Origin of the sequence: Mycobacterium gallinarum, from assembly GCF_010726765.1 — a bacterium.
Lineage (GTDB): Bacteria > Actinomycetota > Actinomycetes > Mycobacteriales > Mycobacteriaceae > Mycobacterium > Mycobacterium gallinarum.
In genome coordinates this window covers 3867392-3880382 of record NZ_AP022601.1, presented here as the reverse complement: position 1 = coordinate 3880382, position 12991 = coordinate 3867392, and the positions used below count along the sequence as shown (strand labels likewise).

At 65.2% G+C, this 12991-nt stretch carries 13 protein-coding genes; 10 read left to right on the top strand and 3 right to left on the bottom strand.

Features of this window, described 5'->3' with window-relative positions:
* Window positions 1-17 precede the first annotated feature (17 nt).
* Window positions 18-2009 carry a TRAP transporter permease gene (locus G6N42_RS19030; RefSeq protein WP_232076193.1) on the top strand — a complete coding sequence of 664 codons (1992 nt, stop codon included), beginning with the start codon at window positions 18-20 and terminating at the stop codon, window positions 2007-2009.
* A gap of 65 nt (window positions 2010-2074) precedes the next feature.
* Here the strand turns inward: G6N42_RS19030 and G6N42_RS19025 are convergent, their stop codons facing one another.
* From G6N42_RS19025 to G6N42_RS19015, 3 genes are read right to left on the bottom strand one after another with little or no spacing between them, the layout of a single operon-like run.
* Window positions 2075-2530 carry a nitroreductase family deazaflavin-dependent oxidoreductase gene (locus G6N42_RS19025; protein ID WP_163731366.1) on the bottom strand — a complete coding sequence of 152 codons (456 nt, stop codon included), beginning with the start codon at window positions 2528-2530 and terminating at the stop codon, window positions 2075-2077.
* A 20-nt stretch (window positions 2531-2550) separates the two neighbouring features.
* Entirely contained in the window at window positions 2551-2940 is a 390-nt protein-coding gene (locus G6N42_RS19020; protein WP_163731364.1) for a DUF8021 domain-containing protein, read from the bottom strand.
* Complete coding sequence (locus G6N42_RS19015; RefSeq protein ID WP_163731361.1) at window positions 2940-4103, bottom strand: steroid 3-ketoacyl-CoA thiolase; 1164 nt, start codon at window positions 4101-4103, stop codon at window positions 2940-2942. The genes G6N42_RS19020 and G6N42_RS19015 overlap by 1 nt, the downstream gene beginning before the upstream one ends.
* 130 nt (window positions 4104-4233) lie before the next feature.
* Between G6N42_RS19015 and G6N42_RS19010 the strand changes: the two genes are divergently transcribed.
* The 9 genes from G6N42_RS19010 (at window position 4234) to G6N42_RS18970 (ending at window position 12991) form a co-directional block, all read left to right on the top strand.
* Window positions 4234-5487, top strand: coding sequence for a cytochrome P450 (locus G6N42_RS19010; RefSeq protein ID WP_163731358.1), 1254 nt, complete (start codon window positions 4234-4236; stop codon window positions 5485-5487).
* 24 nt (window positions 5488-5511) lie between these two features.
* On the top strand, window positions 5512-6525 hold the full coding sequence (locus G6N42_RS19005; RefSeq protein WP_163731355.1) for an acyl-CoA dehydrogenase family protein: 1014 nt from the start codon (window positions 5512-5514) through the stop codon (window positions 6523-6525).
* A complete protein-coding gene (gene fadE29, locus G6N42_RS19000; protein WP_163731352.1) occupies window positions 6510-7673 on the top strand; it encodes an acyl-CoA dehydrogenase FadE29 in 1164 nt (387 codons plus the stop codon). The genes G6N42_RS19005 and fadE29 overlap by 16 nt, the downstream gene beginning before the upstream one ends.
* A complete protein-coding gene (locus G6N42_RS18995) occupies window positions 7670-8638 on the top strand; it encodes a bifunctional MaoC family dehydratase N-terminal/OB-fold nucleic acid binding domain-containing protein (RefSeq protein WP_163731349.1) in 969 nt (322 codons plus the stop codon). Before fadE29 ends, G6N42_RS18995 begins: the two co-directional genes overlap by 4 nt.
* A 41-nt stretch (window positions 8639-8679) precedes the next feature.
* Window positions 8680-9066: a MaoC family dehydratase gene (locus G6N42_RS18990; RefSeq protein WP_163737804.1), complete on the top strand. Its 387-nt coding sequence runs from the start codon at window positions 8680-8682 to the stop codon at window positions 9064-9066.
* The gene (gene ltp2, locus G6N42_RS18985) at window positions 9066-10232 is read left to right on the top strand and encodes a 17-hydroxy-3-oxo-4-pregnene-20-carboxyl-CoA lyase (protein ID WP_163731347.1); all 1167 of its coding nucleotides are present in this window, start codon (window positions 9066-9068) and stop codon (window positions 10230-10232) included. The genes G6N42_RS18990 and ltp2 overlap by 1 nt, the downstream gene beginning before the upstream one ends.
* A 624-nt stretch (window positions 10233-10856) precedes the next feature.
* Window positions 10857-11618, top strand: coding sequence for a glycosyltransferase family 2 protein (locus G6N42_RS18980; RefSeq protein WP_163731344.1), 762 nt, complete (start codon window positions 10857-10859; stop codon window positions 11616-11618).
* 14 nt (window positions 11619-11632) lie between these two features.
* On the top strand, window positions 11633-12613 hold the full coding sequence (locus G6N42_RS18975; RefSeq protein ID WP_163731342.1) for an NAD-dependent epimerase/dehydratase family protein: 981 nt from the start codon (window positions 11633-11635) through the stop codon (window positions 12611-12613).
* Between the two features lie 15 nt (window positions 12614-12628).
* Window positions 12629-12991, top strand: coding sequence for a hypothetical protein (locus G6N42_RS18970; RefSeq protein ID WP_232076192.1), 363 nt, complete (start codon window positions 12629-12631; stop codon window positions 12989-12991).

Sequence of the window (12991 nt, the reverse complement as noted above, 5' to 3'; positions counted from 1 at the left end):
CCTCCACCGAAGCGGCTGTGTCGGCCGCCTACGAGGACGAGAAGCCGGCCCGGCAGCTGACCGGCTGGGTTCACCACCTGGTGACCGTGGGCTGCGTCCTGATCGGGCTGTTCGCGCTGTACCAGGTGTTCTTCCCGCTGGCGCAGGGCAATCAGGTTTCGCTGATCCTGTTCCTGGCGGCAGTCCTTCCGCTCACCCTGTTGTGTTACCGATCCGGTATGCGGCTTGGCCGCGCGGAGCCGGTGGTGGACTGGCTGCTGGCGGTGACCGCGCTGTTGGTGTGTCTCTACCCGGTGCTGCCGTTCCAAATCGGTGACGGCGGTGGCGGATTCGACGAATTCCTCAGCCGGCAGAGCACGCCGGCGATGGTCGATGTCATCGTCGGGACGATCGTCGTGCTACTCGTCCTGGAGGCGTGCCGCCGGACCACAGGCGTGGCGCTGCCCATCGTGTGCCTGCTTGCGCTGGGGTACGCCTACTACGGCGGGTACCTGCCGCAGGGTGCCGCGATCGCCCACGCCGGGGTGGATTGGGTTCAGATCGTCAGCGCGTCGTTCATGCAGTCGACGGGGCTGTACGGCGTGCCGCTCGATGTCGCGGCGACCTACATCGTCCTGTTCACCATCTACGGAGCGGTGCTCGAGGCGTCAGGTGCGAGCAAGTTCTTCATCGACCTTTCGTTCGCCGCGTTCCGCCGGTCGCGGGCGGCACCGGGGCGGACGGTGACGCTGGCCGGGTTTCTCATGGGCAGCGTCTCCGGATCCGGGACCGCGACGACGGTGAGCCTGGGCTCGGTGACGTGGCCGGTGTTGCGCCGCGCCGGGTACCCGCGCGAAAACGCGGGCGGAATGCTGGCCGCCGCGGGCATCGGCGCCATCCTGTCGCCGCCGACGCTCGGTGCGGCGGCGTTCATCATCGCCGAGTACCTCGGGGTGCCGTACCTGACCGTCCTGGTGTGGGCGGTCGTGCCGACGATCCTGTACTACCTCGGCATCCTGCTGGCCGTCGAGATCGACGCGCGGCGGTACGGCACGCGCGAGGTCGGCAGCGTCGACGCCGGGTCGTTCTGGCGACTGCTCGGCAGGTTCGGCTACCACCTGGTCTCGCTGGTGATGATCGTCGTGTTCCTCGCGCTGGACGTGTCGGCGATGCGCGCGGTCGTCTACGCCATCGCCGTCCAGATCGTGCTCTCGTATTTCGACCGCGAACACCGACTGACCCCGGTGCGGCTCTACCGGGCGCTGGCCAACGGGGTGCGCGGCGTGCTCTCGGTGGCGGCGGTGTGTGCGGCTGCGGGCGTTGTCGCCGCGATGATCACGCGCACGGGACTCGGTCTGCAGCTGAACTCCATCCTCGTCAACACCGCGCGCCTCATCTCCGAAAACCCAACGGTCGTCTTGATTTTGACGGCAATGTTCGCCGCGTTGGCGGTCTCGGTGCTGGGGCTCGCGGTGCCGGTCACCGCGTCGTTCGTGATCAGCTGGGTGATCGTCGGGCCCGCGCTGCAGGACCTCGGTGTCGCTGCGCCGGCGGTGGCGATGTTCGTCTTCTACTTCGCGGTGCTCTCCGAAGTCACGCCGCCGACGGCGCTGGCGTCGGTGGCGGCGTCGGCGATCACCGGCGGACGAGTCATCCCCACGATGATGCAGACGTGGAAGTACACCCTGCCCGCGTTCCTTGTACCGTTCGCGTTCGTCTTGACCGACAACGGTGAAGGTCTGCTTGGGCTGCGGTCATTCGTCGACATGGTGTGGACGGGCGCGGTCGCCGCGCTGGCGGTGGCCGCGCTGGCCGTCGTCACCGGAGGCTGGATTATCCGTCGCGCGGGCTGGCCCGAAAGGGCGCTGTGCATACCGGCGGCCGCGCTGCTGCTCTATCTGAACCCGGTGACGATCGCCATCGGAGCGGGTCTGTTGGCGGTGGCCGCGGTGGTGAACGTCGTCATGGCTCGCCGACGACCAACGGAATCATTGGATCAGCCGCCTCCCGACATCCCTCGTCCCGTGTAACCACAGGGACGAATTTCAGCCCGGATCGCGCCATGTGGTTACACGCGAGAATTTCCGCCGGCCAGTTACGGCTCGCAGATGACGAGGGGGATCACCCGGTCGGTCCAGGATTTGTAGTCCTCATAGGACGGATACATCTCGACCAGGCGCGGCCAGTACTTCGCGCGCTCGTCCTCGGTGGCGTCGCGCGCCGTGAGATCGAGGATCTCCTTCTTGATCTGAACCTGGACCTTCGGGTTGGCCTTCAGGTTCAGGTACCACATCGGGTGCTTGTCGCTGCCGCCCTTGGACGCCGCGACGACGACGGTGTCGCCGTCGCGGTGGAAGTACAGCGGGCTGATCCGCGGCTCACCGGTCTTGCGGCCGGTGGTGGTCAGCAGTGCCACCGGAATGCCCTGGAAATCGCTGCCGAAGCCTTCGCCCCCGCTGCGCCGGTACAGGTAGGTGTTGAGCTTCGACATCCACTTGATGAAGGTGTCGGAAGCCTTCGTGTCCATGAAGCGGGGGCGCGATTTGGCCATGCCGGTGATCCTAGAGACTTCTACGACCCAGTGAGGAAGGGACGAATCCCTGCGCGGATGTGGTGGATCAGGCCGTCGGCCGGGATCTGGAACGTCTCGTCGATGTGCGCGCCGACCTTGCGCCCCAACAGCGAAGGCTTCGTCACGAGATCGAACTTCGCCCGGATGGTGTTGCCGTCGACGACGGTGAACTCGGGCACCGTCGTCGCCTGGATCACCCGGTACTGCAAGCCACGATTCAGGCTGCGGCGCAGGTGATCTCCGGAGAACCCGGTCTTTAGCCCGACTTCGATGCGCGTGCACCCGGGCGCGAAAGGCACCTGGTCCGCGTCGTGGGAGACCAGCGCGTCGATGTAGGCCTGGGCGGCCGCGATGCGCTGGGCTTCAGTGGACGACGGGGCCGCGGACATCAGATCCGCTCGATGATCGTTCCGGTGGACAGCGCTCCGCCCGCGCACATGGTGATCAGCGCGGTGCTCTTGTCGGTGCGCTCCAGCTCGTGCAACGCGGTGGTGATCAGGCGGCTGCCGGTGCTGCCGACCGGATGGCCGAGCGCGATCGCGCCGCCGTTGACGTTCACCTTGTCCATGTCGGGGTTGTGCACCCGCGCCCACGACAGCACGACCGAGGCGAAGGCCTCGTTGATCTCGGTGATGTCGATGTCGCCCATCTTCATGCCGGCCTTCTCGAGCACCTTCGCCGTCGACTGCACCGGGCCGTCGAGGTGGTAATAGGGCTCGGCGCCGACGAGCGCCTGGCTGACGATGCGTGCCCGCGGCTTCAGGCCGAGCGCCTTGGCCTTGGCTTCGTCCATCCACAGCACGGCGGCGGCACCGTCGGAGATCTGCGACGACGTGCCCGCGGTGTGAATACCGCCCTCGATCACGGGCTTGAGCGAGTTCAGACCCTCCAGCGTGGTCTCCCGCAGGCCCTGGTCCTTGGTCACGATGTGACGGTCACTGGTCGGCTGCTTGTTCTCGTCGAGCACGGGCGCTTCGATACCGCTGATCTCGCGGTCGAAGCGTCCTTCCGCCCAGGCCTGGGCGGCCTTGCGCTGCGAGTCGAAGCCGAATTGGTCGATGTCCTCGCGGGTGATCCCGCGGCGCTGCGCGATGCGCTCGGCGGCGGTGAACTGGTCGGGCAGGTCGATGTCCCACGAGGCGGGGCGCAGGATGCCGCGATCGGGGCCGGCGTTGGCGCCGAGACCGACGCGGCTCATCGCCTCGATGCCACATGCGATGCCGATGTCGATGGCGTCGGCCGCGATCAGGCCGGCGATCAGGCCGTTGGCCTGCTGGCCGCTGCCGCACTGGCAATCCACCGTCATCGCACCGACGTGCTCGGGGAGCCCGGCGACCAGCCAGCTGACCCGGGTGATGTTGTTCGACTGCTCGCCGAACTGCGTGACGCAGCCGCCGATGACCTGCTCGATGTCGCCGGCGTCGATGCCGGCCTTCTCGACTAGAGCCTTCTGTGTTGCGCCAAGCAACTCGGTGGCGTGTAGGCCGGATAGCCATCCGTTCCGCTTACCGATCGGGCTGCGAGTGGCTTCAACGATGACAGGGTTACCCATTCCGTCAGGCTAGAACACGTTTCATTACTCTGACAAGCGAGGATGGTGACCTGCCTTTTATCTGCGGAGAAGGCATGTTTTACTGGCACTAGAACACGTTGCAATTTGTGTTGAAAAGGAGCGCACAGTCATGGCACCCCACAACATTCCCGCAGACTTCGATTTCCTCGACGCGAGCCTGAACCTCGAGCGTCTACCCGTGGAGGAGCTCGCCGAGCTGCGGGCCTCGGAGCCCGTCCACTGGGTGGACGTCCCGGGCGGCACCGGCGGATTCGGAGACAAGGGCTACTGGCTTGTCACCAAGCATGCCGACGTGAAAGAGGTGTCGAAGCGCAGCGACCTCTTCGGCAGTTCGCCCGACGGCGCCATCCCGACGTGGCCGCAGGGGATGACCCGCGACGCCATCGACCTGCAGAAGGCCGTGTTGTTGAACATGGACGCGCCGCAGCACACCCGGTTACGCAAGATCATCTCCCGCGGCTTCACGCCGCGTGCGGTGGGGCGGCTCGAGGACGAACTGCGCGCTCGTGCCCAGAAGATCGCCGAGACCGCCGCGGCCGAAGGCTCAGGAGACTTCGTCGAACAGGTCTCGTGTGAACTGCCGTTGCAGGCGATCGCCGAACTGCTCGGTGTGCCGCAGGACGACCGCGACAAGCTGTTCCGCTGGTCCAACGAGATGACCGCCGGTGAAGACCCGGAGTACGCCGATGTCGATCCGGCGATTTCCTCGTTCGAGCTGATCCAGTACGCGATGAAGATGGCCGAGGAGAGGGCCAAGAACCCGACCGAGGACATCGTCACCAAGCTGATCGAGGCCGACATCGAGGGCGAGAAGCTGTCCGACGACGAGTTCGGCTTCTTCGTCGTGATGCTCGCGGTCGCGGGCAACGAAACCACGCGCAACTCGATCACCCACGGCATGATCGCGTTCTCGCAGCATCCCGATCAGTGGGCGCTGTACAAGAAGGAGCGCCCCGCCACCGCGGCGGACGAGATCATCCGCTGGGCCACCCCGGTATCCGCGTTCCAGCGCACCGCGCTCGAGGACACCGAGCTCGCGGGTGTGAAGATCAAGAAGGGCGAGCGTGTGGTGATGTCCTACCGCTCGGCCAACTTCGACGACGAGGTCTTCGACAATCCTCATCAGTTCGACATCCTTCGGGATCCGAACCCCCACGTCGGCTTCGGCGGCACCGGTGCGCACTACTGCATCGGAGCGAACCTGGCCCGCATGACCATCAACCTGATCTTCAACGCAGTGGCCGACGCGATGCCCGATCTCAAACCGATCGGGGAGCCCGAGCGGTTGATGTCGGGGTGGCTGAACGGCATCAAGCACTGGCAGGTTGACTACACGGGAGCGAGCACACCCGTCTCCCAGTAGCTTTCGCGGATCAAGGAGGATTCGGTGGATTTCAGTCCGGACGAAGGGCAGCAGGCTGTCGCCGATGTGGTGACGTCGGCGCTCGGCAGGGACAACAGCTGGGACGCGCTGGTATCCGGCGGCATCACGGCCTTCGGCGTACCCGACCGCCTCGGTGGCGACGGCCTGGGACTTGCCGAGATCGGGACCGCGCTCATCGAGATCGGCAGACACGGCACCGTGAGCCCCGCGCTGGCGACGCTTGGTCTCGGGTTGATCCCGCTGCTGGAGTTGGCGTCCGACGAGCAGCAGGATCGCTACCTCGCCGGGGTGCCGAAGGGCTCCGTGCTCACCGCGGCGCTCAATGAGCCCGGCGCGCCGCTGCCGGACCGGCCCGCGACCTCGCTTTCCGGCGGAAAGCTGAACGGGGTCAAGGTCGCGGTTCCCTATGCGGAACAGGCGGATTGGCTGATCGTGACCGCTGGCGGCTCTGTTGCGGTGATCTCCCCGAAGGCGGCGGGAGTCCAGCTGGTCAAGACGCCGACCGCCAACCACGGCGACGAGTACTCGGTGACGTTCTCCGATGCCGAGGTCGACGGGGTGCTCGACGGTGCGCAGCCGCGGCGGGTGAACCAGCTGGCGCTGGCGGCCATCGGCGCGTTCGCGTCGGGTCTGGTCGCGGGTGCCCTACGGCTCACCGCGGACTACGTGGCCAACCGTGAGCAGTTCGGCAAGCCGCTGTCGACGTTCCAAACCGTCGCCGCACAGCTCGCCGAGGTCTACATCGCCTCTCGCACACTGACCTTGGCCGCGACCTCGGTGTTGTGGCGGCTCTCCGAAGGGCTGGACGCCGACGACGACACTGACATCCTCGGCTACTGGTTGGCCTCAGAGGCGCCGCCGGCGATGCAGCTGTGTCACCATCTGCACGGCGGGATGGGAATGGACATCGACTATCCGATGGACCGCTACTACTCCGGCGTCAAGGACCTGACCCGGCTGGTTGGCGGCCCGTCGCACCGACTCGATCTGGTGGGAGCGCAATGTATATCGAACTGACCCCCGAGCAGAAGCAGCTCCAAGCCGAACTGCGGCAGTACTTTTCGAACCTCATCTCCCCTGAAGAGCACCAGGAGATGGAAAGCGACCGCCACGGCAAGGCCTACCGCGCGATCATCAAGCGGATGGGCTCCGACGGCAAGCTGGGTGTCGGCTGGCCCAAGGAGTTCGGCGGCCTGGGTTTCGGCCCCATCGAGCAGTCGATCTTCGTCAATGAGGCACACCGCGCCGACGTGCCGCTGCCCGCCGTCACCCTGCAGACCGTCGGGCCGACGCTGCAGCAGTACGGCACCGAGCTGCAAAAGAAGAAGTTCCTGCCCGGGATCCTGGCCGGCGAAATCCATTTCGCGATCGGCTACACCGAACCTGAGGCCGGCACCGACCTCGCATCGCTGCGCACCACCGCGGTCAAACAGGGCGACGAATACATCGTCAACGGCCAGAAGGTGTTCACCACCGGTGGCCATGATGCCGACTACGTCTGGCTGGCCTGCCGTACCGATCCGGAAGCCGCCAAGCACAAGGGCATTTCGATGCTGATCGTCGATACGACGGATCCCGGCTACAGCTGGACGCCGATGATTCTGTCCGACGGCGCTCACCACACGAACGCCACGTACTACAACGACGTCCGGGTGCCCGCCGAGATGCTGGTCGGCGAGGAGAACGGCGGCTGGCGCCTGATCACGACTCAGCTGAACAACGAACGCGTCATGCTGGGTCCGGCAGGGCGATTCGCCTCACTGTACGACCGGGTGCACGACTGGGCCGCCAAGCCCGGTTCCAACGGCGACACCCCACTCGACCACGACGACGTGAAGCGGTCACTCGGCGAACTCAAGGCGATGTGGCGTATCAACGAGCTGCTGAACTGGCAGGTGGCCGCCTCCGGCGAGACCATTGACGTCGCGGATGCCGCCGCCACCAAGGTGTTCGGTACCGAGCGCATTCAATACGCGGGCCGCCTCGCCGAGGAGATCGTCGGCAAGTACGGCAATCCGGCCGATCCGGAGACCGCGGAACTGCTCGAGTGGTTGGACTCGCAGACCAAGCGCAATCTGGTGATCACGTTCGGCGGAGGTGTCAACGAGGTGATGCGGGAAATGATCGCAGCGGCTGGGCTCAAGGTGCCGAGGGTGCCCCGATGAGTGCGGTGGACGACATCAAGGCGGCCGCCGAGCGGGTCAAGGCCGAAGGCAAGAGCAAGCCGCGGGTGGCCCGTCACCCGGTGAACCAGCCGATGATCGACCACTGGCTCGATGCGATGGGGGACAACAACCCCATCTACGTCGACGAGGCAGCCGCCAAGGCGGCGGGTCATCCGGGTACCGTCGCGCCTCCCGCGATGATCCAGGTCTGGACCATGATGGGGCTGGGCGGCAACCGGCCCGACGACGATCCGCTGGGCAAGATCCTCGGATTGTTCGACGACGCAGGGTATATCGGCGTCGTCGCCACGAACTGTGAGCAGACCTATCACCGTTACCTGCGTCCCGGTGAGCAGGTCAGCGTCGCCGCGGAGCTGACCGACGTCGTCGGCCCCAAGCGGACCGCGCTCGGCGAGGGTTTCTTCATCACCCAGCGGATCTCCTGGCAGGTCGGCGACGAAGACGTCGCCGAGATGATGTGGCGCATCATGAAGTTCAGGCCGGCCGACCAAGATAAGGCAAGTGCCGCATCGCCGGTGCCCGACGATCTCGACGCCGACAGCATGATGCGTCCCGCGTCGTCCCGTGACACGAAGTTCTTCTGGGACGGCGTCAACGCGCACGAGCTGCGTATTCAGAAGCGCGGCGACGGCACGCTGCAGCATCCGCCCGTGCCGGCACTCTGGCAGGACAAGGAGCTGGAAACCGACTACGTCGTCGCCTCCGGTAACGGGACGGTGTTCAGCTTCGTGGTGCACCACGCGCCGAAGGTGCCCGGCCGCACGTTGCCCTTCATCATCGCGTTGGTCGAACTCGAGGAGGGTGTGCGGATGCTCGGCGAGCTCCGCAACGTCGACCCCGCGGAGGTGAAGATCGGATTGCCGGTCCGCGCAATGTATATCGACTTCCCCGAAGGGGATTCCGGGCCGGCTTGGACCAACTACGCATGGGAGCCCGCAAAGTGAGCGCACCTGGGTCTAATGTCGCCGCCGGAGCGGCTCCGGAAATCCAGGTGGGCACGCAGCTGCCCGAGCTCGCACTCTACGGCGATCCGACGTTCATCGTGTCGACGGCGATTGCCACGCGCGACTATCAGGATGTGCACCACGATCGGGACAAGGCGCAGGCCAAGGGTTCCAAAGACATCTTCGTCAACATCCTGACCGACACCGGCCTCGTGCAGCGCTACATCACCGACTGGGCCGGACCGAACGCGATCATCAAGACGATCGGGCTGCGGCTAGGTGTGCCGTGGTACGCGTATGACACCGTGACGTTCAGAGGTGAAGTCACCGCCGTCGAGGACGGCCTGATCTCACTGAAAGTGACTGGTAGCAACAGCCTTGGCGACCATGTGACCGCCACCGCGACGTTGACGATCGGAGATGCCTGATGCCGGGTGAGCTTTCCGGAAAGGCGGCGATCGTCGGGATCGGCGCCACCGACTTCTCCAAGAACTCCGGCCGCAGCGAATTGCGGCTGGCGTCCGAAGCCGTGCTGGACGCACTCGACGACGCCGGCCTCACCCCGGCCGACGTGGACGGCATGGTCACCTTCACCATGGACTCCAACACCGAGGTGTCGATAGCGCGCGCCACCGGAATCGGTGAGTTGAAATTCTTCTCCAAGATCCATCACGGTGGTGGCGCGGCGTGTGCCACAGTCCAACAGGCAGCGATCGCGGTGGCCACCGGGGTCGCGGATTGCGTTGTGGCATACCGCGCTTTCAACGAGCGGTCAGGGATGCGCTTCGGTCAGGTTCAGATGCGACTGGTGGAGAACGCCGACTCCACCGGTGTGGACAATTCGTTCTCGTATCCGCACGGCCTGTCCACGCCTGCCGCTCAGGTGGCGATGATCGCCCAGCGCTACATGCACTACTCCGGTGCGACCAGCGCGGACTTCGGCGCCGTCTCGGTGGCCGACCGTAAGCATGCCGCCAACAATCCAAAGGCGTACTTCTACGAGAAGCCGATCACCATCGAGGATCACCAGAACTCACGGTGGATTGCCGAGCCGCTACGGCTGCTCGACTGCTGTCAGGAGACCGATGGCGGTGTGGCGCTTGTGATTACGTCCGCTGAGCGAGCCAAGGATCTCAAGCACCGGCCCGCCGTAATCGAAGCGGCATCGCAGGGTTCGAGCCCCGATCAGTATTCGATGACAAGCTACTACCGGTCGGAACTGGGGCTGCCCGAGATGGGCTTGGTCGGTAGGCAGCTATGGGAGCAGTCGGGGCTGACGCCCGCCGACATCCAGACCGCGATCCTGTACGACCACTTCACCCCGTTCACGCTCATCCAGCTGGAGGAGCTGGGGTTCTGCGCAGCCGGTGAGGCGAAGGACTACATCAAGGACGGCGCGATAGAGGTCGGGGGCAGGCTGCCGATCAACACTCACGGCGGCCAGCTGGGTGAGGCGTACATCCACGGCATGAACGGCATCGCCGAAGGTGTGCGGCAGCTCCGCGGAACATCGGTGAACCCAGTCGACAACGTCGAGCACGTCCTGGTGACCGCGGGGACCGGCGTACCCACCTCTGGGTTGATTCTGGGCTGACGCCCTCGCTCGATCACGATGCCCGGCCGCTGCATGCGGTCGGGCTACCGGTCGTGCGTCGGCGAAGTGGTGATCCGCGGCAGCTGGGCTGTCCGTCACTGAAAAAAGCGCGCCGCCGTTCAAATCTAGCAAACTATCGAGTTACCAAGATCACACATTGAACGGGATTGCTGTCCCGTTCGTGGGATCAAATCCAGCAAAAGTGATCTATCGATTCATTACTGACGAGCACGAAAATGGCCCTGCACGATATCCGCAGCAAGAAACCCATTCCTGGACCTAAGTGTGACAGTAGCTGGGCAGATGTCGGCCACCTAACTGCGGCGGTTCGGTTAACGGATAGGGAGGATCTTTGCAAACGCAAGCGTTCTCTCAACACTTGTGACTTTCGAGTTGCCGTAGATCTGGCAACTTCCTAGTCTGTACGAGACGCGAACGGGAAGCAGGGCTAGGTAAAGGTGCTATGTCGCGCCATGCGCGCTCTCTTCTCCATTCGTCATCACGTTCGCGGGGGCGACGGATCAACTCAGGACCTTCAAATTTCGGCTCGCTGCAGAGGCTCCTCACGGGGCTTACGCGAAGCAAGAGCAATCCACCACCGAGCGCTTTGAGCGGAGTACTCAGATGACCAGTGCGATAACCAACGGCAACGGCACCACCGCCCATTCAGCACCGATCCGCAGCCCGTTGACGAAACCGCACAACGCCGCCCTCCAAGCGACCACCGTCAGCCTCGTCATCCCAGTGCGCAACGAGGCCCGCAACATCGCGTGGGTTCTGGAACAGATCGCCGACGATGTGCACGAGATCATCCTCGTCGACGGTGAATCGACCGACGCGACACTGATCACCGCGATGCGCTATCGCCCCGACATCAGGGTCGTGCCGCAGGAAGGCACGGGCAAGGGCAGCGCACTGCGTACCGGGTTCCTGGCCGCCACCGGCGACGTCATCGTGATGATGGACGCCGACGGCAGCATGTCACCGCAGGAGATCAGGCACTACGTGCACTTCCTGGCCAACGGCTACGACTTCGTCAAGGGCTCGCGGTTCATGGGCGGCGGCGGGTCGCTGGACATCACACCTTTCCGCCGGCTCGGGAACCGATTCCTGCTGGTCGTTTTCAACACCCTCTACAACTCCGAGCTCACCGACCTGTGCTACGGCTTCTGTGCGTTCCATCGCCGTTATCTCGATCATCTCGCGCTGACGGCAACGGGTTTCGAGATCGAAGCCGAGATGACCGTGCGTGCCGTGCAGGCCGGCCTGCGCATCGCTGAGGTGCCGAGCCTCGAGATGCCCCGTCGCACCGGCAATTCCAACCTGCGCGCAATCCGGGACGGCTGGCGGGTACTCAACACCGTCCTCGCCGGCAGGCGCTCGTAGGGATCGCCGCCATCATGCGAACTCTTGTCACCGGCGCCGCGGGCTTCATCGGCTCTACCCTGGTAGACCGGCTTCTGGCGGAAGGCCACCAGGTCGTCGGAATCGACAACCTGAGCACCGGTAACGCGGCCAACCTCCACGATGCGTTCCGGGTCAACAGGTTGATTCCCGGCCGGTTCAGCCTGCTCGAGATCGACGTCCAAACGCCTGAGCTCAAAGACGTCGTCGCGGAAACGAATCCGGACGTCATCTTTCATCTGGCCGCGCAGATCGACGTTAGGGTTTCGGTGCGCGACCCGAAGTTCGATGCCCTCAGTAACGTGTTGGGCACGATCAATCTTTGCGAGGCCGCCAGGCACGGCGGAGTCAGCAGGATCGTCTACGCGGCCTCCGGTGGCTCGCGCTACGGCGCGCCGGAGCACCTGCCCGTCGGCGAGAACACCGCCGTTGACCCGCAATCGCCGTACGCGGTCGCCAAGGTCGCGGGCGAACAGTACCTGCGTGCTTACGCGGGCATGTACGGTCTGGAACCGATTTGCCTGGCGCTGTCCAATGTGTATGGGCCGCGCCAGAATCCGCACGGCGAGGCTGGGGTCATCGCTGTCTTCGGCAGCGCGATGTGCCTCGGGCTGGACGTAACCGTGTACGGGGACGGCAGCGCGACCCGTGACTACGTGTACGTAGACGATGTGGTGAACGCTTTCATGTGCGCGGCCCACGCACCAGCCGGCACCAACGGCGTGTACAACGTCGGCACCGGACGGCAGGCCAGTGTCAACGAAGTGCATCGGCTGATCTCCGAGGTCCTGGAGGGGGCGCCGGCGCCGCGCTACGCCGATGCCCGCACCGGCGAATTGCAGGCGATCGCGCTAGATGCCCACAAAGCCGAAGCCGAACTCGGCTGGACGCCCGCGGTGGACCTGATCGAGGGAATCGCGCGCACGGTCGGATGGCTACGCGCTGCCGTCGAACCCGAGCCCGTCGCAATCGCCTGAGCTGAGGAGGTGCGCGTGCCAGTCAAATACCAGACCGAAACATCGATTCGCATGACCGGCGCCCTAGTGACCGCCGTCGCCGCCGCTGGGATAGCGCTCCTCCCGGCCCACTCGAACGCACCTTTCAGCCGCGCCATGGTGGCGAGCTTCCTGCTGCTCGCCCCCGCGGTGGCGATCGCCCGACTGCTGCCGAGCGTGCACACCGTCGTCGCCCTGATCGTCGGCGTGGCCGGTGCGATCGCGGTCAACACCCTCGTCGCGCAGTCGATGCTGTCGGCCCAATTGTGGTCGCGCCCAGGGGGCGTGATCGCGGTGGGCGTCACGGCAGCCGCGCTGTGGCTCATAGCGATTCCTCGCCGTGCTAACTGGCGCGGGTAG

What these genes read in the sequence shown, in the direction of transcription:
- G6N42_RS19025 (WP_163731366.1), bottom strand. Translation starts at nt 2,530, where the DNA reads ATGGCCAAATCGCGCCCCCGCTTCATGGACACGAAGGCTTCCGACACC.
- G6N42_RS19020 (WP_163731364.1), bottom strand. Translation starts at nt 2,940, where the DNA reads ATGTCCGCGGCCCCGTCGTCCACTGAAGCCCAGCGCATCGCGGCCGCC.
- G6N42_RS19015 (WP_163731361.1), bottom strand. Translation starts at nt 4,103, where the DNA reads ATGGGTAACCCTGTCATCGTTGAAGCCACTCGCAGCCCGATCGGTAAG.
- G6N42_RS19010 (WP_163731358.1), top strand. Translation starts at nt 4,234, where the DNA reads ATGGCACCCCACAACATTCCCGCAGACTTCGATTTCCTCGACGCGAGC.
- fadE29 (WP_163731352.1), top strand. Translation starts at nt 6,510, where the DNA reads ATGTATATCGAACTGACCCCCGAGCAGAAGCAGCTCCAAGCCGAACTG.
- G6N42_RS18995 (WP_163731349.1), top strand. Translation starts at nt 7,670, where the DNA reads ATGAGTGCGGTGGACGACATCAAGGCGGCCGCCGAGCGGGTCAAGGCC.
- ltp2 (WP_163731347.1), top strand. Translation starts at nt 9,066, where the DNA reads ATGCCGGGTGAGCTTTCCGGAAAGGCGGCGATCGTCGGGATCGGCGCC.
- G6N42_RS18980 (WP_163731344.1), top strand. Translation starts at nt 10,857, where the DNA reads ATGACCAGTGCGATAACCAACGGCAACGGCACCACCGCCCATTCAGCA.
- G6N42_RS18975 (WP_163731342.1), top strand. Translation starts at nt 11,633, where the DNA reads ATGCGAACTCTTGTCACCGGCGCCGCGGGCTTCATCGGCTCTACCCTG.